A 25292-nucleotide genomic window follows, 5' to 3' on the forward strand; every position below is an offset into this window, starting at 1 on the left:
TAGAGCAATCACAACATCGTCAGAACCACACGATATTATGCAGCTTTAGTGCAGTTCGTATTTAGACTCATCACTCAACAACTTTAAACTGGATGAAATACAGATTACTTTCAGTTGGATAGATTTTACGTAAAATCCATTTGAGCATGAAAACGAATGGTAGGTTTTCAGCTTTTGCATGCTTTCTATTGAGTTGCTCAAACGCTACCGACTCAACGCCGAGTATTTCCAACTTACCGAACTTTCTGTTGTCTTCGTGAGTAAACGCCTCAACGACTTGCCCAACGGCATAATGACTCTCTGATTTATCACGAATCGTTGCCGTCTTCTTTCCAGATAAGATTTGTCGCTCCATCCTGGCGAAAAATGTGATTTTATCCAATGAATTACACCTACTTCCTAACGGTTTCTTCCCTGCACATAGCGTATCGTATGTGATTAATTGTTATAGTTCATTCCAGTCGCTTAGCGAACTTCTCTTCACTATGTTGTGGTAATAAGCACTCAAAACGGTCACGAGCACGCGTTAACAGCAAGGGCGTTAAATTGAATCATTTTTAATATAAAATCAATACGTTAGCCACAAGCAAGCTGATTCTCTTGAAACTATTCGAGGAGGTTCTGATATTAAGGATATGACCTAACAAATGACCTTAGTATCTATATCGGAAAATACTCATCTTTTTGCACATCTATCCACAAGTTGTAGTTTTTCATTACCTTCGAAAACTCAGCGCTATGAAGATAGCCGTTCAACCAAGCCCTTAATCTGGTGTATTGGCTATGGCGAAACCATTGCTTATCAACGCGAGCATATTTACGCAAAAATGGCAGTAATGCGATGTCGACTAAACTCTCTTGTTCCGCGAACAAAAATGGGTGCTCTGCTAAGCGCTCTTCAAGGTTCGCCAGTTGAATTTCACATACTTTACGCCGTTCTTTTATATCGGCTTCATGATAACGTTTCGCACACCCAAAGGCATTGAGCGCTGGCACGAAGTAACGCTCAAACTCTTGTATTACAGTGAGCATTTCTGGCAGCGCGTTCGGATTGCCGCTTTGTAGTAAATTGTCAGGATCATACTCAGATAGCGCCCAAATCATAATCTCTAAGCTCTCTTCAAGAACAAACGGAGCTTCTGGAACCTCCCTATTCTCGCATTGCACTTTTGGTACAACTAACACGGGAACGCTCCCCTTTGGCGACATATTCAACATCTCAGGCGGTTTGTTATCGAGTTTTATTGACCGAAGAAATACTCTCTGATGTGCTTTCAACAAAGCAAAGCGAGCCCTAATAGCATACGGACAATTGTGTAGGGAATAGAGGATGGGGACTGGTTTACTCTGCATGTTCAACTCCATCAACGATTAGTATCTTTATTTTCTCCAATCAAGTCTTCTTTTCCAATAAAGTAGTGTGAATAAACGACCTCCGAGATACAAAAATGCCTCAAAGCGACTGCTTGTCCCGCCTTTAACAGGTAGTACAATCAATGCCCTTTAGCATATTGAAAAACACTTGCCTTGATTCCGGGCTACTGTCGCGGTGCGCGGTGTAATCAGCATGGGTTTCTTCTTCTGCTGTTGGGGATAGGGTTATCCCCCATAACGCCTTAATTTGATTTGGAACGATTGAGTAACGGATATCGATGATCCTTAGTTCATCGTAGGGATCTTGGGCGATATAACCGTTTGAAAACCAACGAAAGCGCTCAATGTCCTTCGCCTGTTGCGATTTCATGTCGAGCCATGGGAAATCTTTGCTCAAGTCCAGCTTTGCAATAGATTGGCCTTGGTAGGTTTTCGAATATCCTCCTACCCTTACCGCATCTACATAATAAGCCTGCTTCGTTTCATAAATCACTTTCCAAACTAGGATGTTTGCGAACGTTGGTTTTGCCTCCAGCCGTATCGGAGAGTGTTGACGAGCTTGCGCTAACTCCCACCCTATGGCTTCAGCTTTGTTTCGTTGGTAGGTCCCCAACGCGAGGTATGCTAAAACCCATATAAATGCGGCGCGCGCATACCAAGGGTTTCGCTTCAATACAGTAAAAAGTAGAAGGCTCAAAATGGGCAGTGTGAATAGAGGATCAATAACGGAGATGGTATTCCACGCATACCGCTCTTCAGATAATGGCCATAACAGCTGGGTGCCATAAGTAGTACAAGCATCCAACAAAGCATGAGTACCGTAGCCTAGCGCACAATAAAACCAGGTTTGTTTGAACAACAATCCACGCTTCTTTGCGATCAGATTATGTAGAAGCAAGGCACAAATGAAGCTACCAATGGGAATAAATAAGAGAGAATGCGTAAACTGACGGTGGTATTCCAAAAACAGCAGTGGATCGCTTGATGAGCGGATGAGTACGTCTAAGTCTGGTGCCATACCCGCCAGCATGCCGAGCACTCCAGCAACAACCAAGTGCTGTTTTTTGCTTATCGCCTGTGGCAAAGAAGCGCCCAGTAATCCCTGCGTTAATGGATCCATTAGTTACCCTCGCGAAGGCATTCGTTTGTTACAAGTGACACATTCAATTGGTTGAAGACACGTACTTCTATTGTAGTGTAAGTAGGAATGGCCGAGCCCGCTAGTTGGTGAACTACGCTGTGCTAAATCTAGAAATGCAAAAGTTTTCCCACTCCTTAAATGAAACAAGGCGAACCCAATGGCTCGCCTTGCTCGATAGATCGCTGAAGTTAAAAACTTAGTCTTGAGATTCTTCCTTTGCGTTAATCTCAGCGTATGTGTGTAGCAGTTCTGTTAGCGTCTTAACCCATGCAAATACGTCTGTCGGTGTGTTTTGAAGTAGCTTTTCTACTTGCTCACAATGCGTTTCAAGCGTAATAGCTTCTTCCAAACGAAATGAGATTGCGTAGAAATGCCAAAGCACAAGACGCGTCATACGTTCGCTGTTTTGTTTCGTGTTATCTGAATCATCGAAAGCTTGCTGAATCTCGCTCAATGCGATTGCTGTCATGCGTAACATCGCATCGAGGCGCGCTGACAACATGCGGTCTTCACTGTCTACTTCTTCTTGATCAAAGGTAAACAGTTCGTTCATCACATCTTCTGGCACCATTTTACTGATCATGCGAGCACTGAACTCTTCCAGTTCATGGCGAGGCATGGTTACAAGACAATCGAATGTGTAATCACGAAGCATAAAATCACTCTACATCAGTTATAAACTTTTAGTCTGCGCATTCTAAGGGCTGTGATTTCAATTGCCACTGTTATTTTCGGGGATGTAAACGTGTCGTCGGTCAAACTAGTTCCACTAGAGGATTTACTTTTCTAAAACGACTGGAATCACTTCCATACAAGGTTCCTAGCGACCGCGACAATCAACGCAGCATTAAGGAGACTTGAAGCCATCGAATTTTAATTGGTTAGCATGAGGGACAATAACGCTATTAACGAGCTCAAAAGCTTTCGTGAGTGCGGCTTCGTGCTCTCAAACACTACTTAGCAAAGAGCAAAAAGGAATCAGCGGTCTTTGACGGAGCTTCAACCATTGGCAAATGCCCCACGTTTGGCATAACCACTGATTTAGTATGGGGAGCGACTGACTTTAAAACCATGGCACCCGATGCATGCAAAACCCTATCTTTATCCCCCCAAGAGATTAGCACTCGACCTGTGTAGTTTTCTAATGTGCTATCTAAGGGTAAGTCTGGGTGTGGCTCCCCACCTTTCATCCGATGAATTTGTTCAAATATCTTTGTGTTTATATCTGCATGCTCTTTGGCTTTGTTGGCCAAATGGCTGATAATTGGTGACGGGACAAAGGGAGGCTCAACAAACAAAAAGCGGAAGAGCGCCAAGAACTCGTTTTCTGTACGAGCGAGAACCACTGGATTTTGGCCTTGTTTTGTTGCTAAAAACATTTCACTTACTTGTGCCCTTTCTACTCCAAAGGGGCTGATGAGCCATAAACTTTCGATGCTCTCAGGGTATTGGACAGCAAAGTTTCCTGCAATATACCCACCCATAGAGTTGCCTGCGAGATGAAACTTATTTAACCCCAAAGCTTCTGTTATCAACTTTAGCCTGCCTATCTGCGACTGAACATCGTAGTTCAGCTCTATGTCCTTTGTGCTATTTCCGAAGCCTGGTAAGTCAATCGCGATGACATCAAAATCATCAATTAAATAGCGAGCTATTCGATTCCAGTTATCTTTATCTGCGCCAAAGCCATGAAGTAAAACCAGCGGCTTTCCACTACCACCACGAAGGTACTCAATTTCTAGTTCGCCCACCTTTATTCTTTCCACTTCAAGGTGTGCGAGGCTTCGCTCTGCTTTAATCAAATATTGAGATATTGTCGAAGACGGAGTAATGAAATACAAAATAACTGCGATACAAATGACCGCTAGGATAGACCTCAGTATGTTTTTTCTCATGTAATAATCCCTTTTACATGTTCTATAACGACACTCCTGTCGCATAACGCCTACTTAAGGCGTAAACCTCAAGTACACTGTTGTTGCTAACTCTAATATATTGAACAGAATAATAAAATTAACTTGTTGCAAATTTGTAAAATTAGAGCGTTAGAAATCTGAGGTAAGATCTTTGGCGCAGCTTATTTCGATGTTTTGCTTTGAGAATAAAATACCCATGCGAAGAACAGCATGAATACGAAGTCATTCAATCCATAGATGCTGTAAAAGATGCCCGCAAATAAGTCTTTGTCATACACGGCACCAAGGCTGTTATCTTTGAACCAAAACAACCATGCCAATACATAAACGAATTTCTCGATAGCGAACGCACCTGCTAACCACTTGATGCCGGATGTAATCGCAGCAGCCCCAAGATAAGCCAAGCCCCATATGACGATCATCAGCAAACCAAAATTGGACATCACGACAGGGTCAAACTCGTTGATCACGGAGTTTGTGAAAACTCGCGAGAATACCAGTACGCCGCCAATATTCATCATAGCAGCGGCAATAAAACCTAACTTAATCATTTTCATACTTTACCTATCTTTCAAGCCGCATCGATTCGCGACTAAAACCAACTTTAAAGCAAATTGCCTACCCAAAATACTCATCGCTTCGTTCTTCGAGCCATAAGTTCCGATTTTTTTGAACTTGAAGAACTGAGCGATCCGATAACAGCCACTCCATCGGACTTTCAAGCTCGAACATAGCTTTAACGTAGCTGATGCTTGTTAATACGGGTATATTTACACAGAAATGGTAGTGTTTAGGTAGCACTCTAATTCTTTCAGTGATTGCAGTATAATCTCGCAACCAATATTTTGAGTATAAACTTGTTCCCCTTTAGTACCACCACTGAGGCATGTCTTGCAGTTAACCAGTTTTAAATACAAAACGCGTAAAGGCCCTGATTATCGTCATGGCGACCAAGTGTCGTTCATCGATATCAAAGAGACGTTTGGCATCGGTGGTATTCGTATTGGTAAATGGGTGAACATCGAAGAAAAGGATCTTGCTGCGAATTTAATATTCGATTCTTTGGCAGACTTGGCCTACATATTGGCCTTACCGCCTTCAGCAATTGGGCTAAGAGGTAACTTGAACCTTGCTTTTGGCACCGGAGGACGAAAAGGCGTTCAAGCGCACTATGCTCCAAATCAGCGCGAGTTAGCATTAGCCAAAAATGCAGGAGCAGGGGCACTTGCTCATGAGTTTTGGCACGCGTTCGATCACTATATAGCCGAAAAGGCCTTTGATATTGGCGACCGTTCTGGCCCTCAACGTAAAATTATTTTCGCCAGTGATTGCTGGCTACGTAACGCCAACCACTTCCCTCACCTATTAAACGAGCGTTTGCTTAAGATTTTCGATGCGACTTTGCTCAGTGCGGATGGTCAAGATAAGCACGACTACGTGACTCGAAGTGTCAAAGCGGATAAGGCAATGGGTTCAAGTTATTTTTCTCAACCAACAGAGATGATGGCAAGAGCCTTTGAAGCCGTTGTAGAGTCATGCTCTGGCATAGAAAACGCTTATCTAGTATCTGGTACTGCCAAGGCTGACACCATCGCCGTCTACCCAGATATTGCGCATCGCCACGTTATCCATGATGCACTACAAGCTTATTTCCGACCACTTGGTGAAGCACTAAGTCGCCAATAAGCGAATAGCGACTATTCATCATTATCGGATACCGTTTAAGCACAAACCTTTCCTATTAATCACAAAAAGGTTTATACATAACATTATGTTATTCAAAGTGCTGAATGTTTCATGACGTCAAAAGAAATACTAAAAATCCGCAATGTCCGCTGCTTCCTTATGTTCCGAAGCAGCTATTTCGCGCGCTTCTATTACCCTGTATTCACCCTGCTCTATCTGGATTACGGGTTGACTCTGTCTCAGTTCGCCATGCTCAATGTTGTTTGGTCTGCCACGATTGTATTAGCCGAAGTACCATCAGGTGCATTTGCCGATACGCTCGGTCGGAAACGGCTAGTGGTGTTGTCATCGCTGGTCATGTTCATCGAAATCGCAATGATCGCCTTTGTCCCGACAGGGAATCCCACTTTTGTTTTCATTGTATTTTTGATTAACCGAGTATTGAGTGGCTTAGCGATGGCGCTAGCAAGTGGCGCGGACGAAGCACTGGCTTACGATACATTGAAGGAACAAGGCAAAGAAGAGCTTTGGCCAAGAGTATTGCAAATTCAACTTCGTCTTTCTTCAAGCGTTGGAATTGTTGTCACTCTGGTGGGTGCGGCTATGTACGACGTAAACTTTATGGCTAGCGTTTATCACTTCCTTGGGCTGGCAGAGCCTGAGAGCACGCAAGACATTATGAGAATCCCCGTGTATGCCACCCTGTTTGTTGCAATGATTGCGATCTACGCGGCGCTGGGTATGAGAGAAGCCAAAAAAGTCATGCCAAGCAGTGAAAGTAAGTTGGCCTCTATCATGGCAAGTATGAAGCTGACACTCGACACGGCGAAATGGGTCTTATCTACGCCTTACGTATTGTTCATTCTGCTCTACTACAGTTTGTTCGAACATACATCGCGTATGTTTTTAACCATGAACAGTCAGTACTATCGTGCGATTGATATTCCGATTATTTACTTTGGTTTTATTGGCGCAGGCATCAGTGTATTGCAGATTCTATTGGCCAGTCAGAGTCGTCGTTTAGCAGAAAGCATGGAGCCGAAAACATTCATTGCGATTATGGGACTTGCAAGTATGGCAACGTATTATTGGATTAGTCTTGGATGGTCCATTTATGGTGTCATTCCGGCATTGATTCTTATCTTCATCATTATGACGATGAACATTTTCATTAGTTACCATCTTAACAAGAAAACGGAATCTCACAACCGAGCGACGGTGCTGAGCTTTAAAGGTTTGATGTTTAACCTAGGCTACGGCTCAATTGGTATTCTCTATGCGTATTACTACAAGTTGATCTCGCAAAACTATACGCAAGAACAGATTACACAACACGTAGACTTCATCGCTTCGCTTTCTTCGTTTTTCTATTACTTCACGTTCTTGTTTTTTATCATCAGCGTGTTTTTCTACTTCAAAGACAAGAAGCAGTCGATTTTTTAGCTGTCACTCTTCGTTACTCAAACCTAACAAAATCTAGCGGAACCAAATAAGGCGAACCAAACGGTTCGCCTTTGCGTTAAACCGATAGTCATTTCTATCTGAATTCAAACAACTCTCGATGGAATGACTTCGCTGGTAGACCTAGTCTTGCAAATGCTTTTTCAAGTGTTTCACCTAATTCGGACGGCCCACAGAACCACACACTACAATGCCTCGTACCCTCTACACACTCTGTAACCTCCGCACTTCTAAATCGTCCATGTGTACTTGTATTCTTGGTATATAGCGTCACACCAGCATTCTTAGCTCTTTGCTTTAACTCATCCAAAAGGTGTTTATCTTCTTCTCGATAACTGTAAAACAAGTACACCGTTTTGGCTGCCCCAATTGTTTCTATCGCAGTTAAAAATGGAGCAATGCCAATGCCTGCGGCAAACCAAACTTGTCGTTCAGCATTATCTTGAAAATTGAATCTTCCATACGGCCCCTCAACACGCGCAACCTGTCCAACCTTTAGAGAATGTTTGAGCGCAGAGGTGTAATCGCCATTAGCTTTGATCATAAGTCTTACCTCACCACTTTGATGGTGAGCAGAAGCCAAACTAAAAGGGTGTGGGCGCTCATTATCGCAAAAATCGACAAAGGCAAATTGACCTGGCTGATAGACAAACCCAGGCGAATCGACTTTGAGTGTGACTTCAATCCCGTTACTAATCTGCTTGATACTTTGCACTTTGGCAGCATGTTGCTTTTTTTTGCCATTTAAATCGAGGATGGTGAGTAAACACCCAATAGTTGCTAGGCCGCTCACGCAAAAAAGGATGACCCCAGTTGCGGTTAACCATAAGCTAGCATCGAAAAACATTACCATATGCAAAACCAAAAGCAGGTACAAATATGGAAACATTTTATGTGTTATTTGAAAGACGTTGTGTTTGAACTTCTTAATCCACGCAATCAGTACAAAAGCCGCTGAAAAATAAAAGCCAAATTCACCAATTAGTTGAGCAGAGTCGCCCATTGCGTCGATGAGTTTCCAAAACGGGAAGGTCTCATTCTTTGGTTCGACGAAACCAAGATCCATCGCGAAATCATCACTTAAAAATGCCCCCCAGTGAAACAGCGCTGAAAACATCGCCGAAATACCAAGGTATTTGTGCAATCGATATTGCTTATCTAGCCCACCTAACCATCGCTCTAAAGGCCAGTGCTTTACAGACAAAATAATACACAAAGACATCAAGATCATTGAAACGATGCCACTGTAGTTAACTAAATAGGTGCGGACGTGCCAAAACAAAGGCCAATCACGTGTTGGTGTACCCACCTGCAGTACTGCATAAGGAATAAATAGAGTAACGATTACAATGCCAAAGTTGAGCATCAAATTTCTGTTCATACACGACGTCGATCCAATATGATTTTAACTATCACTACACTACCAATAGAGGTGTGAAAAACTTGTATAGCCATTAGGAAGGCGTCGTACTTCCGCAACCCAAGCTCTCTGATAAGTTAACCGCACCGAAGCTTTCCGAAACAATACAGCGCGAACGCTATATTCACATTTCTTTTACACCGCCCACTACACTATGGAGACACGAACGAAATAATGCTTTCTGGTGAAATGAGAGCTTAAGGAGAGCCCAATGAAAAAGTTAATCTTATGTTCGGCCTTGACCGCATTTGGTCTATTGAGCCTGCCAAGTCACGCAGCAAACGACGCAAAAGTCATTAGCCAAGAAGAAGCGATTAAAGCCGCGCTCGGCGCTTTAGATATTGAAGTACTTGGCATTCGCCACGATGAACCAGATAGTCAATGGGATGTGTTCGTTAAGAAAGACGACAAAGCGTATGAAATCGAGGTTGACGCACGCTCTGGGAAAATTATCGCAGCAGAGGAAGAAAGCCTCGCGGAGATCAAAGCAGAGCTATCTGGCGATCTATCCCATGAAGGTGTAGTTGATGACGTCGATAAATAGCTGTTGAGCAGACGTGTGAATTCATAAGAGCCAATCTACCACATCAGCATATTAAAGGTGAGCAAACTATAGTTCGCTCACCTTTATGACTCTTCTCAAAAAATTTAGTTACTGGCGACTCGCCAAGGCGGGTTCTTTCGGTTTTCGCCCGCCCAATATAGTTTAATTTCATTGCCTGAGGGATCGTTAAGCATGGCTTCTCTCCAAAGGTAATCTTTATCGGTAGGATCTTGCACAAACTCGATGCCTTTCTTTTTTAAACTTGCGACTAACGCATCAAGCTCTTCGTGTTCAAAATAGATCACGCTGTTGTTTTTGGATTCTGGATCACCGAGATACAGTGAAAAAGTGGCGTCTCCTTCAAGGCACTCAAAGCGCGCATAATTCTCTGTTTCAACGATCAAATTGAACCCAAGTTTTTGATAAAACTCGATTGATAGCTTGATGTCTTTAACGGTTAACAACACTTGATTTAGATTCATAGAAATATCCTTTTCCGAATAGTTGCTTAACAATTTTTGGTTTTGACTGTTCAAGGCTATGAGCATAAAACCTCAAGCTAACTTAAGGTCAAGAAGTGATTTCAAGCGTTGATAAAGGTTTATGATGAGTATGAAGTTAAAATCAAAGAGCGTTTAGATCATGCTTCCACTCGGGCAACCTTGTGACAAAACACTGCCGTAGCTCGTCGTTGGGGTAAATAACATGACTAGATCAGCAGGTAGGAATACAACATCAGTAACCAAAGACAATGGCATATCCACAAATGAAACAGGATATAAAGCGTAAGACACCGCTGAACCATCCAAGAAGCATGGTTGGCGAGCAACGGACAGTGCTGTACCGGAAAATGGTTTACCGTAACCTCCTCTGGCATGTGCATCCATAGATGAACATCCCACTATCAAAGAGGCCAATACGATCACGACAAGCACTTGAAGTTTTTTAAGAAGATCGTTTTTCATGTCTGATAGGTTCCAACTGATTGTTATTGAAGTAAATTATTATTCGACAACAGTAATCCTATCTGCATTTATAAAAAACCTACCTAACTAATTTGATTGGGAATAAATCAATTTTCGTGACAAATGTATCGCTTCTAACTTAGGTAAATATCAACTTATAAACGTTCAGTTCCTTCGACCCAAAGCACAAAGGCGAACCAATTGGTTCGCCTTGAGTACATGAGGAAAGAGTAAAAACGACGTCAGTTACAGCTTATCTGCGTCGACAACTTTGATCGCTGTCCAGTTGGTGTTGGCATCTTGAATAAAGCCCTGTGTATCTTCTAGCCAGCGCTTCTGTACCGATTTATCCAAGTTTAAGTAGAGTTTGCCACCTTCTATCTTCCATGCCTCTGGATCGGTTTCAAACTTCTTCCCCATTGCAACGCCAAATGCACAGTAACCACCATATTGCGGTGCATAGGCTTGTGGGTCTGATTTAAACTGTTCACGGTTTGCAGCGTTGGCAAAGTGATAGATTGCGTTGTTATACGTGGCTGAATACTCAGCTTTACCTTGCACTGCGCCATTATCTGTAAAGTACGCAACTGGGTCATATCCCTTGATTGCAAGATCATTAGCATCAACGCTCATACCCACATCTGCGGCCATCAGTGAAAAACTGCTTCCGATTAAAGCGGCCATTAAAGAGAGTTTTCGACCCGTTGATTTAATGCGTGACATAGTAAGCTCCTTTCTATGTTTGTTTACCTTGTGTGAATAAGTTAGCTAACTAATCCGGTCTATAGAGGGACTAAAGACCAACAAAGTACGCAAATCGTTCGGAGCCAAAATGGACTTGTTATCACAGTTGATGGAGCACTTCTCAATACGTACAGGCATGTTCTATTCTGGGCATTTATGCGGTGTCTCGTCATTCAAGCCGAAACAACATAACCGAGGTCATCTACATGTATTAAACGCTGGAGAGTTAACCCTAACGTGTGCAGGAGAACAACCAAAGCGACTTACACAACCTTGCGTTGTTTATTTGCCAAATACTACCCCTCACAGGATAGAAGGAACGGAAGAAACCGAGTTAGTTTGTGCCAATGTGGATTATATAGGTAGCCAGATAAACCCATTGCTATCCGCTTTGCCGGACGCGATAGTAATACCTTTCCATGCAGCTCCTAATCTAACACCAGTATTAGAGATGCTATCTCGAGAAGCGAGTGAAAGCTCAGATGGTCAAGAATATTTACTGGACAAATTGAGCGATGCCTTAATGGCGTTAATCTTTCGCTATTTGATTGAGGAGCATCAAATAGAGCACGGGCTATTTGCGGCTCTTGCCCATCCACGACTTGCAGCTGTAATGACTATCATTCATCAGCTACCTGCCCGCCATTTGAGTCTAAGCGAGATGGCGTCTAACGCGGCAATGTCGCGCACACAGTTTATTGAGACCTTTAAACAAGTGGTTGGGGAAACGCCTGGAGATTACGTTCAAAAGTGGCGCATATCTGTAGCTCAGTCTTTGCTTCTGAAAAATAAGCCACTCAACTGGGTTTCCGATGAAGTCGGTTACAGCAGCTATTCTGGCTTCTCCCGCGCTTTTCAAAATGTCTCTGGAATGTCACCTCGCAAGTGGCTGCAAAGCCAAAAGTCATAACCGTTTAAAGAAGGTTTATTCCAAACTGTTTAGCGACCATGTTAGTAATCGCAAAACAAACCACGGATACGACACAGCTAATAAGCAAGGTGCTCCAAAATGAGTACTTACTGAGTAGGTAAGGGAAAAGCAGGAACATTGGCAAAGTTGGTACAACAAACCAAAAGGTATAGAACGCGTGGTTGGACAGTTTCTCTGTCCCCTGACCTTCAATATACATCCATACCAGAGCCAAAATAGTCACCGTTGGTAAGGCAGCAACCAAAGCACCTAACCTATCACTACGTTTTGCTACTTCAGAAATCAGAACCACAATAGCGGCAGTGGTTAGGTACTTTGTTACAATCCATAGCATCACCTTGCTCCTTCAATCCGCTATAGTTTCTCACCTCGATTTAAACCTAAATGGTTCTATTTTTACAAGGTTGTAACTTAATATCTGTGATAACTGGCTAAGAAGTATAGATAAAATGTTTTTTTGAACTAAACTCATGCTTCCTCCAGAGTCCGAGAGCTTACATAAGGATATTGAATATATTTTACTCAAACACAAATCATGAAAATCACTTCTAATTAGAACTTACTAGATTATTCAAATGACATTAATATAATAATTCACACTCGAAGTTAAAATTATTAGATAAGTTTGATTTACGCTAAAATCCTTAGATTGTTGAATAAACTAAAATGTAACCATCAAAAACGTCAGTTACATTATATAACCTATAATAGATCGTAACATTGAAATAGACAATTGAAATAATAGAGCTATCTAGATATCTTTGTTAATTATCTAAGAGTGGATTTTATTTGTGTTTAAGTTTTATTTTTTAATTTTTACCACCCTATTATTTATTGCAAAAACAAGTATTGGAGAAACTAAGTTGCCGCATACAGAAAACCTGCAATATACACCACAGATAAATGGTAAGTTGACTAACAAAACCGAACCTATTGGGGATCAAAATGTCTATTTGAGGATAGGTTTAAGTGCATATGGAAAATCATTAGAGATTTCTACTAAAACTGACAACGATGGTCGATTTAGTTTTGCTCCTGTGTCAGGGGAACAAAACTCTCTGAATACTCCATTGATTGAGCACTATGTCACTATTGTCGTATCTGTAGAACTAGATTCTGAAAAAACGGTCGTCATTTGGGAAGGGTCATATGATGGATATGACTTAGACGATTATCTGATTCAAAACATGAAAAATCTTAATTGTGATGTAACAAACCCTCTTAAGTATTTTGCATTTTCTATTGATGAGGATGGAAATGATGACTACTACGTCAATAGTCAGTGCGAATTAATTGGTTATATTGACTCAGACTTATATGGAAATTAAAAATGCTATCTCTATCACCGAAACTATCATCTAGAATCGCTGAAATACCCTACTCTGTTTTTTCAACTAATTCATTAAATGTCAGTGGTTACATTGCTAAATTTTTTACATTTGACCTAAGAAATGATGTAAAGAAAGGAACAACGAGTGGAATCTTAGGATTTGGCGGTATGACATCAGATTTTGTTGCAATTGGACGGGGTAAGCGTGAGTTTTCTGATACCTTAGTCTTTACATTTCGCGGCACTCAAAAAAATGTGGGTGATATAATGACCGATGGTAATATTGGCATTTCTGGAACCCAATCAGGATATAGCGTTCATGCTGGTTTTATTAATCTCTTCAATACAATTAAAAATCAACTTTCTAACTACATATCTAACTATATAAAAAAGCACAACAAAGCTCCAAAAGCTATTCATTGCGTAGGACACAGTTTGGGAGGTGCTTTAGCTTCGCTGGCCGCTGATTGGGTAAAAAGTAAGTACAGCTACAATGTTTATCTGTATACTTTCGGAGCGCCAAAAGTTGGCTTTAAGCCTTATTCAAGAATAGAGTTGGATGCATCCTACCGATGTACACACGGCGCAGATCCGGTTCCCATGGCACCTCTTTGGCCATTTACTCATGGAGGAGTAGAATATCGATTGGATGGCAGCACTGGCATCTATTTTTGCGCGCATGGATTAGGGAAAAAATCAGTACCAGGTTACGTCAACACAGCAAAGAGCAGCGAATGGTCGAAATTAGAGCCGACATCACAAAAATACCTAGAAAAACAAGTGTTTTTACATTTCAATAATTCACACAACGCAAAGATGAACGACGGTTGGATTAGTAGAATAGTCTCAGCAATACTCACTCTTCTCCGAATTTCTGGGCTAGGTTATCTGATTCAACAATTTGCCACTGTCGGTCTGACTGCTTGGGATCGATTGGCTAAAGCAATAGCTTATATATCTGACCTTAACGAAGAATATACCGAACATGTTCGCGGAATATTGGGGCATATGAATGTAATGTCGGGCAATCCAACTATCGATCTATCAAATATAACCTATAAGATTATAAGTCTATCTTTTTCAAAACTAATCCGACGACTAAACCTGCATGTAAAAAATGCGCTAAATGTCGCAGAATATTGATGAGATTTATCAGCAATTTCAAAAAGGGCTTTGATTAGAAGTATCGAATATTTTATTCGTATTAAATCAATGCTCTTTTATTTTATATAACTATGCCATATATTGTGTAAGCTGAGGTGAGACTGGCCAATGCCTAGCTTGCAGAAGCGACCTAGATAGCCGCTATAGATATAACAGCAAAAGTTATAGACTAACGTAAACTCTGTTTCTCCCATCATTCTTTGCTCTGTATAAGACTCGATCTGCTTCTCCCAAAGCACCTCTCACAGTGTCAAAACCACTAAAACATGCGATACCAATGCTCACGGTAATATCAATATTCAACTCATGGATAACTACAGATGTTTGCGAGACTTCTTGTCGAATTCTCTCACAGCACACTATTGCTTGCTCCTCGTTAACATGTGGCATTAGAAGTATAAACTCCTCGCCTCCCGTGCGTGCCAAAGAATAATCAGAGCTTATATTAGCGCTACATAATTTTGAAAAATGCGCCAGTACCTGGTCTCCAACCTCATGACCATGGGAATCGTTAATACGCTTAAAGAAATCGATATCAAGAACAGCAATTGCGCCAGCAGGGCTTTCTGCTTTTAATGCTTCGAACTTACTTTCAAGTCCTCGTCGGTTAAGCAACCCCGTCAGGTAATCTGTTTGGGCTTCATTTTGTAAATCACTACGTTGCTTTTCTGAATGGCGATACTTATTTAAGTATTTAACAGATGTCGTGATGACGAGCAGTACCGAAAACAATGTCAAAAAGATAACTAGCCTTGGCGTGATACCAGTATCGTTGGATGTTATGGAGAGCTGCCAATTAGTATTGAAGATATTCACTATTCCCGTATAAGCGTTACCATCGTTCTGTCCTTTTGAACTGATCACTTTATCGTAATAATTTGAACTATCAGGGTCGTATCCAACTACTGAGTAGTTCTTGATGTTGTTGGCGCTCAGTATCTCTTCTAGTGAAGCTAATATGGATTCTAAGTAGATAACAGATGAAGAGAATCCAATAAAACCCGCTTCATTTGAAATCCCCTTACGTAGAATAAATGCTTGTTTACCATTTTGGACAAGTTTTACCGGCCCAATAATTGTATTTTTCTTGCAGTCAATCGATTGAGTAGCGCCAACCTTTCTATTTTGGTCTTCTAAAACGTTATGACCAATGGCCAGTTTTTGCGACTCATAAGGATATACCAATGCGACAATACCTTTTGGTAAGTAAAGCAACGCATCAACATTTCGATAAGTAAGGAGCAGTGTTCGGCTTAGTTTATTAAATGCTTCTTGAGATATTGAGTCATCATCTGAAAGGATAACCATTTCTCTCACAACCTCAGCGGTAATCAACGCATCATTAAAAATAACTTTCATCTCTTTGTTGATAGCGTCAATCACTTTTTCGGTTTCATTTTGGTTGTTGATAGCGCTGAGTTTTGTAGCAAGCAGTTCGGTTAATATTATTAACAAGAACATCAATACCACTTTAAAGATTCTACTCATTTCAACTATCCTAATTCAGCTGGTTCTCCATATCCTTAATTTATGCCTTAAAATCCGTTTAGCTTGATACCCAAGTAATTTCTGGACGCTGAGTTCAGCGAAAATGACTTAGGTATATATTATTGCCTTTCCAAATAAAGCACTTACATTCGATAGGCAAAAGGAATGCGAATTATACGCCTAAATGAATATGAGTCGATGATCAAAAGGTATCGTTACGGCAAATATTTTTTATCTCATAATCGTTAACTTCTATCGATCGAACAGATTGATCGATACGATCGAACAGATTGATCGATACGATCGAATTTATTAATTAACAAATTTGATCGTCACGGTAAAAACCAACTCACCAACTTGCTTAGAAAACAAGCGATTTCTATTTTTAAATCTACTCATGATTCTGAGAGTTCTGTTCTATGGAAACGCTTCATTTCTTTAGCAAACTCTTGAAAGTCGATGTGTTTAACTAATGCTGCACATAATGAGGGCAGAGGATCAAACATGAATACGCTGTCATTATGTTTAATGTGGTCAAGGATTTGCGCTAGATTTTCTCGGTCAGATAAGCCTGTGGACAAGAACAACGCATGAATTTTTCCTATATCGTTGGCTTTGTCCAACTTACGTACAAAAGCATCCAGCGATGCTTCAGCATTTTGGCGCTCCCCCTTAAGAAAATCAGCATGAAGTTGAATGAGAGTGAAATGCTGAGTTTCACTCTCATTCATTTTTAAACGGGAGACTTCATTAAGAACCTGAGCAAACTTCTTTTCATATAATATTCTCCCTTCTTCACTTCTCATCCACACCATAAGTAATGCAAACAAATAATTCAGGGTGCTATGAACAACATTTTGATTGATTTGTTTTGCTGCATTTAGGTCTGAAGAAAAGTGAACAAGCGCATCTTCATATTTTCCTAAACCAATGGCGAACAATGCCAGTATTTGATGCTGTACTCGACTTAGTCCCCACTGGAGGCCAGATCGAGCAGCCAGCTGATAAGCTTGTTTGACTTGGCCACTTTTTAGTAACAATAGGCTACCAATTTCCTCAAAAGGTTGGCCTAGTTGAAATCGAATTGAGTCAAACTTTTCGTACAGTTCGAGCGCTTCTTCCGTTTGGCCATTTAAAACCAATGTATTGAGAAATAAACTAATTTCAACAGAAGAGTCGCGTTTACCACCCTCTTTGATTAGAACGCCATAGAGCTCAGACGCCTGCTTGAGCTCTCGATTTAGTAGATGATGATTTGCTCGATTGAGCCGCAAGTCATGCTGATAATCGATATAGTGGCGTTCAAAAAACTGATAGCGCTTTTCAATATCATTGTGGCTATCTAGGTTTTCGGTTTGTAATAAAGGCCAAACTTTATTTTTTTTCTTGAACACCTTACGGATGAGGTCGCTGATATCTTGTTGGTTATCGTCTGGAGTAATGTGGACATCAGCCAAATAATAAGATCTATCGCGGACGAATCCTCTTTTACAATCCATGACAATAGTAGAACGCTCATCTACGGCGTTAGCCTTCTTTAGCTCAAAAATTAAGTCCTGAGATTTTACCTGGCCATTTCGAAAGCTCTGATCACATATCAAGATATCAAACTGCTGGTGGAAGCTCCGATTAAGCGCTTCTGTCGGTGAGTTCAAGTGCACTATTTTATGCTGACGAATCCCTAGGGAGAGTAAGAGACTCGATATACTGATATTTTTATTTGCGAACTCTTTAATCAGCAGTACATTTGCATCTCTCAACTTAAGCATACCAGCCATCTTCCTTATTAAATTGGCCAGGCTCGTTACGGATTTATGCGTTGTAACACATTAAAATTACGAATGTTTAATCCTATACTGGCAGTAAGGATCAATACTATCGTTTATAAATTGTCAGTTATTTTTCAAGGCTCAGGTTTGTGCGATTGGTTCCAAGGATTGATTATATTCTCGACACTTGGACTGAAAATCCCGAGAAATCAGTTTTGTAATCCCCATTGTTCATGAAATGCTTCAAACTCTTCAATAAACACCTTAAAGCGTTTCGGCGTATGTATGCTCTGTTTGTACAAAATATAGAGTGTCCCCTCCTCAAACCATTCACCATTGAATAGCTTTATCAGCTCGCCGCAACGCACTTGTTCACGCACCTGGTTATCAGGAATTAAACCAATACCAAACCCCTCTTGAGCCAAATTAATCGCGATGTCGATTGAGTTTGTCGTCATGTCACCAGTCACTTCAATCTGACGCTTGTCTCCGTTCTCATTCGTCAGATTCCAATATCTTTCTTGGCTCGGTGTGTTGGTGTGAGTAATACATTGGTGCAACTCTAAATCATGAACATATTTAGGTTCCCCACGTTTTTGAACGTATTTTGGGGAGGCATAGCAGCATCGTGTAAATCGAGAAGCTTTTCTGCAGACGACTGACTCATCGTTCGGTAAAAACGGGGCAATCATCAAATCTACATCTTCAAATAAGCTCAAAGTATTTGGCGTCAATGTATGAAAGTGAATGTGGATATTCGGATACTTTTCATGGAAGTCCGGTAAGAAGCTCTTTGTTAAAAACCTCGCCATCGGGTGTAGACAACCTATACGCAGTAGGCCGCTTACACCTTTACGCTCAACATGAAGCTTTTCTACAGTGTGGTCGATAAGATCTAGGATTTGGCCAGCCGACTCCAAAAACGTTTCGCCTTGTGGCGTAAGACTAATACTGCTCCCTCTCCTATGAACCAAAGTAACATTTAGGCTTTCTTCCAATGCTTTAATTTTTCTGCTTAATGTTGGTTGGCTTACATCGAGTGCTTTTGCAGTTTCGGTGTAGTTTAGTTTTTTCGCCAAAACAGAGAACATTTTAACGGCTTCGATATCCATGTTTAGCTCCTAATCGTGTCTCTAAGATATTACTGACTATTATGTAAATTTTCCCCCTTCATCACTGTAAGTAAAAAAATATCACCCCTTTATTTGATCTCACCTCTGCTATTCAGTTTCTGAATTACTGCTATTTCCTACTCGCGTATTGCCAAAAGAACAACTCTATATAATTCGACACAACTTTTCATAACTACCACCTTAGAGTAGGTCTATTCATGCAGTTAAAACATCCTTTACTATTTTCCACACTCGCTTTGTGTACAACGCCTGTCGCGGCAACAACCTTTGAAGCACCCAACTTTTATGGCGACATTTTAGGGCAAGTACGCTGGGAAGCGGGACAAGATTATCAGTCAGAAATTCATCGCGCTAATGCAGGCATCAAAGGCAAACATGATGCTGGTCTATTGCGTGTTATCTATAACCTAGAAGCTGAGTATTCTGAAGATTTAACTCAAAAGGTTACAGAGGAGCAAGACTTCGATACCCGCGTTAGCGAAGCAAACTTAATTCTAGTAACCAAAGATTTCGGCGGCATCTACTTCGGCAACGGGACCACTGGCACCTATAAAGATCTCTACTCTCGCGTCGACATTTTTGAAAGCAATAATATGCATCGTTCAAGTAATGCGGCTTTATTTCGCCAAGCAAAATCTGGCGACAATCAACTTGCCTATATGACACCAAAATGGAACGGTGTATACGCAAAACTCGCGGTCATAAGCCCTGACAATAGCAATGGAGAAGACATTGATATTCTTGGTCTGCGCTTACTGTATGTGACCGATAACTTTGATCTGGTACTGAATCGTGCCCAAGTCGACGAGAAACAAATGCCAGGGCATCAAGACGATGACTACGTTCGTTACGCTCTGTCGTCTTCTTACACTTGGGATAACTTCTACCTTGGTGGCCTCATTGAGCTGAATTACGACGATCCCCAAGGCGACAGCGCGGTATATGGTATCTCAGGCAAATACTCTCTAGATAAGCTGACCTTTAAGCTGGGAGCTCAACACAAAGCGTTCGATGATTCCGATAAAGATAGCCAAACGCTTTACCTAGCAAGTCTCAACTATGCCTTTAGTCAACAGTTCTCTACCTATGTTGAAGTCGCTGAGTACGCTGAAGATTCAGCTACCAATGACCCGGCGAACAACAACGGTGAAAACCGAAATGACAACATTAACATCGGCCTCCACTTCAAGTTTTAACGCTTTGTGCTAAGGATCTAACAGATGAAAAAGCTATTCACAACGTTGAGCTTACTCTGCGCAGCTCAAGCCTATGCAGGTGTCTCTATTACCGACTGTGTCATCGTTGAACCCGCTCCAGGCGTCAACAAAACCGGACTGTTTTTTAATGCGAGCTTTACTGAGGACGAAGAAGTAAAAGCACTGAGACTCCCTTCTCCAGAAGCCATTCTAGGAGCGGAAATACCCGAGCTTACCAATGAGGTTCAAATGCACAACACCATTATGAAAGATGGCGTGATGAAGATGCAGCGTTTTCCGAAACTGTTCCTCAAAAAGAACACTGTGACCAAACTAGAACGCGGTGGAACGCACTTTATGTTAATGGACCTCAAGAAGCGTCCACTCGCAGGTGAAAAGTACACGGTCAACTTATGGCTGACCTACCTTTCAGACCAACAATGTGAAGCGAACGTTCTTAAATCTTCTGACTTTCCCCCGAAGCATAAAATGTAGGTGAGATGATGAAAATTATTGAGCAAATTAAACAAGTGAAACGCTCGGTTAAACTTGCCATTGTCGCAGTCGGCATCGGTATTGGTTTGATCTCTGCACTCCCTGCGACCGAAGTTTTGCATGTATTCAGTACCAATGAATTTTGTGCGTCATGCCATACGATGAAACCAATGGCTGAAACGTTTTCTCAATCGATACATGGCGGTAATAACCAACATGGTTTTGTCGCAGATTGTATCGATTGTCACCTGCCGAAATCGAATATTGTCGAAGAGCTTTGGGTAAAAGGAACATCCGGAACTCGCCACCTATGGGGAGAGTTTGTGCTGGGTATGGAATCGCTTGATTATGAAGAACTTCACCCTAAACGTGGTGAGTATGTTTATGACTCAGGCTGTATCAATTGCCACCGAGGCTTGGAAGAGCGCGCTCAAGGTGCGGACGAAAACTCACCTGCATCGGACTTTTCTCATAACCTTGCATTTAACAACAAAGCTAACGATCCATCTTGGAAGTGTTCGAGCTGCCACTACGATATCGCCCACCCTAACTTAAAGCGTGAGATGCGTTTACGTGATGAAGAACGAATTCGTAATTTGGCGGCAACTGAGGGCTTATAAATGAAACATTCATCCGCATTGACACTTGCCATCAGCTTAGCATTGGCTGGTAGCACTTTAGCAGCAGAAGACATCGATAATGGATACGGAGATTACACCATTAATCGAACTTTTGAAGATTTAAAGAAATCACCTAAGGACCTAAAAGCAGCAAAACGTATCGTGTTTGGTTGTTACCTCGGTTGCCACCGACCAGCAAAAGAGGAAGTGCCTGAAACGCTGAGCCCTAAGCTTGAAGGCTTTGATCCGCAATGGTTCTTAGACCAATGGTTCTCTATGGATAATGAGCGCCACGCAGGTATCTCTTCTCAAATGAAAGAGATTGTTTACGCTAACCCGCCTCGTGATATGGCATCGACCGCGATCCTGCTTGGTGCACAGAAAATGAAGTACAACCCAATGCCGGATGTACTGGAAAGTGAAGAGTTTAAACGCGGAAAAGAAACTTACGACAGAACCTGTAAAGCCTGTCATGGAGAACAAGGCGCATCAACTCAGAAAAACTTCCCGCCATTGAAAGGCCAAATGCCAACGTACATCTATGAACAGATGATTGCCTACCGCGACGGCAAACGTACAAACGGTGCATTAGCAGGAATCATGATGCCTTACGCTAAGATGTTGTCAGACCAAGACTACCGTGATGTAGCGGCTTATGTGTCTGGTCAACGCGTCAAGCCGATTGAAAAGGAAGAGTTTATTACTGGCATCGGAATGCCTGCACCTAAAGGTTTCAAGTTGCCAGAAACAGGTCAAATTCAGAACTTTACTGACACCTTTGGCGAAGACTCTGATTACCAAGGTAATGAGCCTAGCTACACTATCTCTGAATCAGGGAAAGTCGTTCTCGACAACAATACTCAGCTGATGTGGGAACGAGACTCCTCCCGAATCTGGATGACGGCGGTCGAAGGTAAAGAATACTGCGCAAACCTAGAAATCGATGGTTACACAGACTGGCGTTTCCCGCTAATGAAAGAACTATTCTCCATAGCTGACATGGGTGAGTTCCGTCCAGCGATTAATACCGATGTGTTCTTGAACATGCCACGTCAAAACTCTGGTATTTGGACGTTTCCTGTTTCTGATCGTCACGATCACGTTTGGCACGTCGGTTTCCCTGATGCTCATATCATGGGTCAACATACCGCTTCAACCAAGCTGGTTCGCTGTGTTCGCGCGGATAACGACGCAGCATACCACAACATGCAATACGTGGATAACGGTGACGGTACTGTCACAGAAAAAGTGACCAATCGAATGTGGCAGCAAAACATTGATTATGTGAAACGCAAGTTCGATGACTCCCTCAAGTACTGCCAAGACTTAGAGTATGCTGGCTATGATGACTGGCGTACTCCAGATATCAAGGAGATGAACTCAATTGTTAACTACAACAAAGTTTCTCCAGCGATTGATGAAGAGTTTTTCCCGAACACACCAGTGAAGTCATTCTTCTGGACCAGCACCTCTGATGTTGCCGGCCCAACGCTTCACGTAAGACCGCTGTCGGCTCGTAAGAAAAACCAAACGCCTGAGCAATTGGATTTGAGGTTCACTGGTGACAACGAAGGTTGGGCACATGGTTACCTAACAGGACAAGGTTTCGGTATGTCAAAAGACTCCGAGTTCTACACTCGCTGTATTCGCAACCCTTAGTTACTTAATGAAGCCCTCTTGAGGGCTTCATTACTTCCACACCAACAACGTCGCCCCAAAAAATCAATTATGGCTCGATTGCGATAATGCTTTCTATTGTTCGAGGTTACTATGAACAAGATTTTAATTCCCCTACTTACCTCTTTGCTTACCTTTTCTGCGTACGCCGATATCGAAGGTCGATATGACGACGGTGCTCGATGGGCATTCATTTCTGATGATGACTCAAAAAACGTCGCCGTAATTGACACCTTTACGTTTTCCTACACAGACCAGATCGAACTCAAGGCAAAACCGATTCATCTTGAAGTGTCAGACGTACAAGACGTTCTCGTTTACATCGACGGAAAAACACCAACCGTCTTCGTCTACGACTTAGTCAAAAAGACACATTGGCAGATGGAGGTGGAAGGTGTTCCAACAGAGATTACCTTTCATGCTGATGAAGCCCAACTCGCTGTGGCAATGAAGGATCGCATAGACATTATTAAACCGCTAAAACGTGAATATGTCGCCACGATTACCGACATCAAATCACCGTTTAGCATGAACTTTGATAACGGTGGCTACAACTTGTATGTTTCAGAAAGCAAGTCAGGAAAAACGCTTATTTACCGTAACCACGATGGTCAGAGAAGCTATATCAATGTCGGTGAAGGTGACGTTTCTGAACTGACTTTGTCACCAGACGCGCGCTTAGCGCTTACTTCCCAATATAAAGATAATTCCGTTGTTGTTTGGGATCTCTCTATGGAAATGGAATTCAATACCTTCCATTTCGATTCACAACCTTGGCGTCCTTACGTGAGTTCAGATTCAGAATATATTGTTCTTGCCAGTGAAAGTGGCCAAGCGCAAGTTATCGAATCTTGGGGAGGTGAAGTTGTAAAAGAACTCAAGCTTACCGGGGCTCCAAAGTCTATTCGTACTGGTTGGATAGAGACAATGGGCATCATTGAATCAAAGGGAGCTCTGGACATTTTTGAGCTTTCGACCAATACACCAGTTCAATCAGTCTCGTTAAAAAATGACTTACGAGAAGTGGTTGTAGTTTCAGACTCAAAGACGCTGTTTGCAACGCAAGAAGGCTCTTCAAAACTTTTCGTGTACGACATCCGCACCAACAAGGTGTTGAAAGAGATCGACACCAAGCTCGCCAAGCCCCACCTGCTAGCGATGGGCATTACAAATACTGTATGTCACTAAAGGAACGAACAATGAGACGACAAACTTCCTATACTATCTACGCTTTTCTAGCGGCATGCTTGCTGAGTTTAAGCGCCGCGGCTAAACCTTTAAAGTTTGAACTGCTAGAGAATACCTTAGGTACTGTGACCGAGAAAAACTGGCAAGGGAAATTCTTATTAATGGGTATAGGTTACACCAGTTGCCCAGACATTTGCCCCACCACTGTTATCGATTTAGCGACCGCGGTGAATTCGTTAAAAGATGAGACCGATAAGGTCACGCCAATCTTCATCTCTGTTGACCCTAACCGCGATACCGTTGAAAACTTGGACATGTATGTAAAGTACTTTGATCCCAAAATGGTTGGATTAACCGGAACTCAAGAGCAGATCAAAGCAATAGCAAAGAGTATGAAAGCAACCTATGGCTATTCTCTTGAAGGCAAGCCGATTTATCCCCCTCTCCCAAAACAATATGAAGTTTACCACTCTGCCTACATCTACCTTTACGGACCAGACAGAGAGCTTATCGATGTATTTGGCTATGGTGAAGGTGGCGCAAAGATCGGTCAAAGTTTGAAGAGGTATATCAATGAATAAATGGACCTCATTTGCACTGGTTAGCGTAACGTTATGCTTGAGCTTCTCGATAACAGCAAAAGAATGCACCACCCCAGAGGGGTTTAAACTAGAAAACGCAACTTATCAGCTTACCGAGTTAAAAAGCCCAGTAAGCTTGGTCAATCTATGGGCGGTTTGGTGCCCTCCTTGTTTAAAGGAGTTGCCTGCGCTCGACAGCATAGCGAATAACGAAAACTATAGTGTTGAAACAGTGCACATTGGGGATAATCTTCCGGCGATCGAACAGCGTTTTTCTAAATTGGGGATTCATCACTTACCGAAAACCATTGAACCAGACATGGGATCAATTCACGCACTTGGCTTTCAAGGGTTGCCAGCCACATTGGTAGTGATCAATGGTGAAACTAAGTTTCGTTATTCTGGGTATATCAAGCACTCCCCCAAAGTGATTCAAGACTGGCTAACTTGCTTAAGAGAGGAGCTGTAA

The 25292-nt window shown here is 42.0% G+C and carries 27 protein-coding genes; 13 read left to right on the plus strand and 14 right to left on the minus strand.

Translation table 11 applies throughout. The annotated features are described in order from the left end of the window. Positions 1-70 precede the first annotated feature (70 nt). The 6 genes from yqfB to BSZ04_RS00155 form a co-directional block, all read right to left on the minus strand. Positions 71-382 carry a N(4)-acetylcytidine aminohydrolase gene (gene yqfB, locus BSZ04_RS00130; RefSeq protein ID WP_231896277.1) on the minus strand — a complete coding sequence of 104 codons (312 nt, stop codon included), beginning with the start codon at positions 380-382 and terminating at the stop codon, positions 71-73. A 278-nt stretch (positions 383-660) separates the two neighbouring features. Then, the gene (locus tag BSZ04_RS00135) at positions 661-1353 is read right to left on the minus strand and encodes a glutathione S-transferase (protein ID WP_088879127.1); all 693 of its coding nucleotides are present in this window, start codon (positions 1351-1353) and stop codon (positions 661-663) included. Between the two features lie 124 nt (positions 1354-1477). Next, positions 1478-2494 carry a metal-dependent hydrolase gene (locus tag BSZ04_RS00140; protein ID WP_088879128.1) on the minus strand — a complete coding sequence of 339 codons (1017 nt, stop codon included), beginning with the start codon at positions 2492-2494 and terminating at the stop codon, positions 1478-1480. Between the two features lie 217 nt (positions 2495-2711). Continuing rightward, a complete protein-coding gene (locus tag BSZ04_RS00145) occupies positions 2712-3170 on the minus strand; it encodes an exoribonuclease R (RefSeq protein ID WP_088879129.1) in 459 nt (152 codons plus the stop codon). A gap of 298 nt (positions 3171-3468) precedes the next feature. Further along, the gene (locus tag BSZ04_RS00150; RefSeq protein WP_088879130.1) at positions 3469-4410 is read right to left on the minus strand and encodes an alpha/beta fold hydrolase; all 942 of its coding nucleotides are present in this window, start codon (positions 4408-4410) and stop codon (positions 3469-3471) included. Between the two features lie 182 nt (positions 4411-4592). Further along, the gene (locus tag BSZ04_RS00155) at positions 4593-4988 is read right to left on the minus strand and encodes a hypothetical protein (protein WP_010452042.1); all 396 of its coding nucleotides are present in this window, start codon (positions 4986-4988) and stop codon (positions 4593-4595) included. A 334-nt stretch (positions 4989-5322) separates the two neighbouring features. Here BSZ04_RS00155 and BSZ04_RS00160 point away from each other — a divergent pair, with 334 nt between their 5' ends. After that, on the plus strand, positions 5323-6117 hold the full coding sequence (locus BSZ04_RS00160) for a CLCA_X family protein (RefSeq protein ID WP_088879131.1): 795 nt from the start codon (positions 5323-5325) through the stop codon (positions 6115-6117). 111 nt (positions 6118-6228) lie between these two features. After that, complete coding sequence (locus BSZ04_RS00165; protein WP_088879132.1) at positions 6229-7560, plus strand: MFS transporter; 1332 nt, start codon at positions 6229-6231, stop codon at positions 7558-7560. Between the two features lie 94 nt (positions 7561-7654). On the opposite strand, the gene BSZ04_RS00170 is transcribed toward BSZ04_RS00165, so the two are convergent. Continuing rightward, entirely contained in the window at positions 7655-8959 is a 1305-nt protein-coding gene (locus BSZ04_RS00170) for a ferredoxin reductase family protein (RefSeq protein ID WP_231896278.1), read from the minus strand. 250 nt (positions 8960-9209) lie between these two features. On the opposite strand from BSZ04_RS00170, the gene BSZ04_RS00175 reads away from it, so the two are divergent. After that, positions 9210-9542, plus strand: coding sequence for a PepSY domain-containing protein (locus BSZ04_RS00175; RefSeq protein WP_088879134.1), 333 nt, complete (start codon positions 9210-9212; stop codon positions 9540-9542). A 104-nt stretch (positions 9543-9646) separates the two neighbouring features. Here the strand turns inward: BSZ04_RS00175 and BSZ04_RS00180 are convergent, their stop codons facing one another. The 3 genes from BSZ04_RS00180 to BSZ04_RS00190 all read right to left on the minus strand — a co-directional run bounded on the left by BSZ04_RS00180 (position 9647) and on the right by BSZ04_RS00190 (position 11230). Next, complete coding sequence (locus tag BSZ04_RS00180) at positions 9647-10024, minus strand: VOC family protein (RefSeq protein WP_088879135.1); 378 nt, start codon at positions 10022-10024, stop codon at positions 9647-9649. A gap of 153 nt (positions 10025-10177) precedes the next feature. Beyond that, a complete protein-coding gene (locus tag BSZ04_RS00185; protein ID WP_088879136.1) occupies positions 10178-10507 on the minus strand; it encodes a YceK/YidQ family lipoprotein in 330 nt (109 codons plus the stop codon). A 246-nt stretch (positions 10508-10753) separates the two neighbouring features. Next, on the minus strand, positions 10754-11230 hold the full coding sequence (locus BSZ04_RS00190) for a YHS domain-containing (seleno)protein (protein WP_088879137.1): 477 nt from the start codon (positions 11228-11230) through the stop codon (positions 10754-10756). Positions 11231-11339: 109 nt separating this feature from the next. Between BSZ04_RS00190 and BSZ04_RS00195 the strand changes: the two genes are divergently transcribed. Continuing rightward, on the plus strand, positions 11340-12161 hold the full coding sequence (locus BSZ04_RS00195; protein ID WP_088879138.1) for an AraC family transcriptional regulator: 822 nt from the start codon (positions 11340-11342) through the stop codon (positions 12159-12161). A gap of 4 nt (positions 12162-12165) precedes the next feature. Here the strand turns inward: BSZ04_RS00195 and BSZ04_RS00200 are convergent, their stop codons facing one another. Beyond that, entirely contained in the window at positions 12166-12516 is a 351-nt protein-coding gene (locus BSZ04_RS00200; protein ID WP_038883936.1) for a DUF3147 family protein, read from the minus strand. A 457-nt stretch (positions 12517-12973) separates the two neighbouring features. Between BSZ04_RS00200 and BSZ04_RS00205 the strand changes: the two genes are divergently transcribed. Both BSZ04_RS00205 and BSZ04_RS00210 read left to right on the plus strand, forming a co-directional pair. Further along, complete coding sequence (locus BSZ04_RS00205) at positions 12974-13510, plus strand: DUF6795 domain-containing protein (RefSeq protein WP_231896279.1); 537 nt, start codon at positions 12974-12976, stop codon at positions 13508-13510. A 2-nt stretch (positions 13511-13512) separates the two neighbouring features. Then, on the plus strand, positions 13513-14655 hold the full coding sequence (locus BSZ04_RS00210; protein ID WP_088879139.1) for a lipase family protein: 1143 nt from the start codon (positions 13513-13515) through the stop codon (positions 14653-14655). 183 nt (positions 14656-14838) lie between these two features. Here the strand turns inward: BSZ04_RS00210 and BSZ04_RS00215 are convergent, their stop codons facing one another. The 3 genes from BSZ04_RS00215 to BSZ04_RS00225 all read right to left on the minus strand — a co-directional run bounded on the left by BSZ04_RS00215 (position 14839) and on the right by BSZ04_RS00225 (position 19045). Beyond that, the gene (locus tag BSZ04_RS00215; RefSeq protein WP_088879140.1) at positions 14839-16164 is read right to left on the minus strand and encodes a sensor domain-containing diguanylate cyclase; all 1326 of its coding nucleotides are present in this window, start codon (positions 16162-16164) and stop codon (positions 14839-14841) included. Positions 16165-16559: 395 nt separating this feature from the next. Beyond that, positions 16560-17933 carry a hypothetical protein gene (locus BSZ04_RS00220; protein WP_231896280.1) on the minus strand — a complete coding sequence of 458 codons (1374 nt, stop codon included), beginning with the start codon at positions 17931-17933 and terminating at the stop codon, positions 16560-16562. A 209-nt stretch (positions 17934-18142) separates the two neighbouring features. Next, the gene (locus BSZ04_RS00225; RefSeq protein ID WP_010452067.1) at positions 18143-19045 is read right to left on the minus strand and encodes a LysR family transcriptional regulator; all 903 of its coding nucleotides are present in this window, start codon (positions 19043-19045) and stop codon (positions 18143-18145) included. A 218-nt stretch (positions 19046-19263) separates the two neighbouring features. Here BSZ04_RS00225 and BSZ04_RS00230 point away from each other — a divergent pair, with 218 nt between their 5' ends. The 7 genes from BSZ04_RS00230 to BSZ04_RS00260 all read left to right on the plus strand — a co-directional run bounded on the left by BSZ04_RS00230 (position 19264) and on the right by BSZ04_RS00260 (position 25292). Continuing rightward, positions 19264-20262, plus strand: coding sequence for a porin (locus BSZ04_RS00230; RefSeq protein ID WP_071234426.1), 999 nt, complete (start codon positions 19264-19266; stop codon positions 20260-20262). Positions 20263-20286: 24 nt separating this feature from the next. After that, positions 20287-20757, plus strand: a complete 471-nt coding sequence (locus BSZ04_RS00235; RefSeq protein ID WP_088879142.1) for a copper chaperone PCu(A)C — start codon at positions 20287-20289, stop codon at positions 20755-20757. 8 nt (positions 20758-20765) lie between these two features. Next, positions 20766-21377: a cytochrome c3 family protein gene (locus BSZ04_RS00240; protein ID WP_010452073.1), complete on the plus strand. Its 612-nt coding sequence runs from the start codon at positions 20766-20768 to the stop codon at positions 21375-21377. Further along, the gene (locus tag BSZ04_RS00245) at positions 21378-23036 is read left to right on the plus strand and encodes an Lcl domain-containing protein (RefSeq protein WP_045367398.1); all 1659 of its coding nucleotides are present in this window, start codon (positions 21378-21380) and stop codon (positions 23034-23036) included. A gap of 111 nt (positions 23037-23147) precedes the next feature. After that, positions 23148-24242 (plus strand): YncE family protein, encoded by a 1095-nt coding sequence (locus BSZ04_RS00250; RefSeq protein ID WP_088879143.1) that lies wholly within the window; start codon positions 23148-23150, stop codon positions 24240-24242. 11 nt (positions 24243-24253) lie between these two features. Beyond that, complete coding sequence (locus BSZ04_RS00255; protein WP_088879144.1) at positions 24254-24823, plus strand: SCO family protein; 570 nt, start codon at positions 24254-24256, stop codon at positions 24821-24823. Beyond that, positions 24816-25292 (plus strand): TlpA family protein disulfide reductase, encoded by a 477-nt coding sequence (locus BSZ04_RS00260; protein WP_088879145.1) that lies wholly within the window; start codon positions 24816-24818, stop codon positions 25290-25292. Before BSZ04_RS00255 ends, BSZ04_RS00260 begins: the two co-directional genes overlap by 8 nt.

This window comes from Vibrio rotiferianus, from assembly GCF_002214395.1.
GTDB classification, from domain to species: Bacteria; Pseudomonadota; Gammaproteobacteria; order Enterobacterales; family Vibrionaceae; genus Vibrio; species Vibrio rotiferianus.

What these genes read in the sequence shown, in the direction of transcription:
- BSZ04_RS00135 (WP_088879127.1), bottom strand. Translation starts at nt 1,353, where the DNA reads ATGCAGAGTAAACCAGTCCCCATCCTCTATTCCCTACACAATTGTCCG.
- BSZ04_RS00140 (WP_088879128.1), bottom strand. Translation starts at nt 2,494, where the DNA reads ATGGATCCATTAACGCAGGGATTACTGGGCGCTTCTTTGCCACAGGCG.
- BSZ04_RS00145 (WP_088879129.1), bottom strand. Translation starts at nt 3,170, where the DNA reads ATGCTTCGTGATTACACATTCGATTGTCTTGTAACCATGCCTCGCCAT.
- BSZ04_RS00150 (WP_088879130.1), bottom strand. Translation starts at nt 4,410, where the DNA reads ATGAGAAAAAACATACTGAGGTCTATCCTAGCGGTCATTTGTATCGCA.
- BSZ04_RS00155 (WP_010452042.1), bottom strand. Translation starts at nt 4,988, where the DNA reads ATGAAAATGATTAAGTTAGGTTTTATTGCCGCTGCTATGATGAATATT.
- BSZ04_RS00165 (WP_088879132.1), top strand. Translation starts at nt 6,229, where the DNA reads ATGACGTCAAAAGAAATACTAAAAATCCGCAATGTCCGCTGCTTCCTT.
- BSZ04_RS00170 (WP_231896278.1), bottom strand. Translation starts at nt 8,959, where the DNA reads ATGAACAGAAATTTGATGCTCAACTTTGGCATTGTAATCGTTACTCTA.
- BSZ04_RS00175 (WP_088879134.1), top strand. Translation starts at nt 9,210, where the DNA reads ATGAAAAAGTTAATCTTATGTTCGGCCTTGACCGCATTTGGTCTATTG.
- BSZ04_RS00180 (WP_088879135.1), bottom strand. Translation starts at nt 10,024, where the DNA reads ATGAATCTAAATCAAGTGTTGTTAACCGTTAAAGACATCAAGCTATCA.
- BSZ04_RS00185 (WP_088879136.1), bottom strand. Translation starts at nt 10,507, where the DNA reads ATGAAAAACGATCTTCTTAAAAAACTTCAAGTGCTTGTCGTGATCGTA.
- BSZ04_RS00190 (WP_088879137.1), bottom strand. Translation starts at nt 11,230, where the DNA reads ATGTCACGCATTAAATCAACGGGTCGAAAACTCTCTTTAATGGCCGCT.
- BSZ04_RS00195 (WP_088879138.1), top strand. Translation starts at nt 11,340, where the DNA reads ATGGACTTGTTATCACAGTTGATGGAGCACTTCTCAATACGTACAGGC.
- BSZ04_RS00200 (WP_038883936.1), bottom strand. Translation starts at nt 12,516, where the DNA reads ATGCTATGGATTGTAACAAAGTACCTAACCACTGCCGCTATTGTGGTT.
- BSZ04_RS00210 (WP_088879139.1), top strand. Translation starts at nt 13,513, where the DNA reads ATGCTATCTCTATCACCGAAACTATCATCTAGAATCGCTGAAATACCC.
- BSZ04_RS00215 (WP_088879140.1), bottom strand. Translation starts at nt 16,164, where the DNA reads ATGAGTAGAATCTTTAAAGTGGTATTGATGTTCTTGTTAATAATATTA.
- BSZ04_RS00220 (WP_231896280.1), bottom strand. Translation starts at nt 17,933, where the DNA reads ATGCTTAAGTTGAGAGATGCAAATGTACTGCTGATTAAAGAGTTCGCA.
- BSZ04_RS00225 (WP_010452067.1), bottom strand. Translation starts at nt 19,045, where the DNA reads ATGGATATCGAAGCCGTTAAAATGTTCTCTGTTTTGGCGAAAAAACTA.
- BSZ04_RS00230 (WP_071234426.1), top strand. Translation starts at nt 19,264, where the DNA reads ATGCAGTTAAAACATCCTTTACTATTTTCCACACTCGCTTTGTGTACA.
- BSZ04_RS00235 (WP_088879142.1), top strand. Translation starts at nt 20,287, where the DNA reads ATGAAAAAGCTATTCACAACGTTGAGCTTACTCTGCGCAGCTCAAGCC.
- BSZ04_RS00240 (WP_010452073.1), top strand. Translation starts at nt 20,766, where the DNA reads ATGAAAATTATTGAGCAAATTAAACAAGTGAAACGCTCGGTTAAACTT.
- BSZ04_RS00245 (WP_045367398.1), top strand. Translation starts at nt 21,378, where the DNA reads ATGAAACATTCATCCGCATTGACACTTGCCATCAGCTTAGCATTGGCT.
- BSZ04_RS00250 (WP_088879143.1), top strand. Translation starts at nt 23,148, where the DNA reads ATGAACAAGATTTTAATTCCCCTACTTACCTCTTTGCTTACCTTTTCT.
- BSZ04_RS00255 (WP_088879144.1), top strand. Translation starts at nt 24,254, where the DNA reads ATGAGACGACAAACTTCCTATACTATCTACGCTTTTCTAGCGGCATGC.
- BSZ04_RS00260 (WP_088879145.1), top strand. Translation starts at nt 24,816, where the DNA reads ATGAATAAATGGACCTCATTTGCACTGGTTAGCGTAACGTTATGCTTG.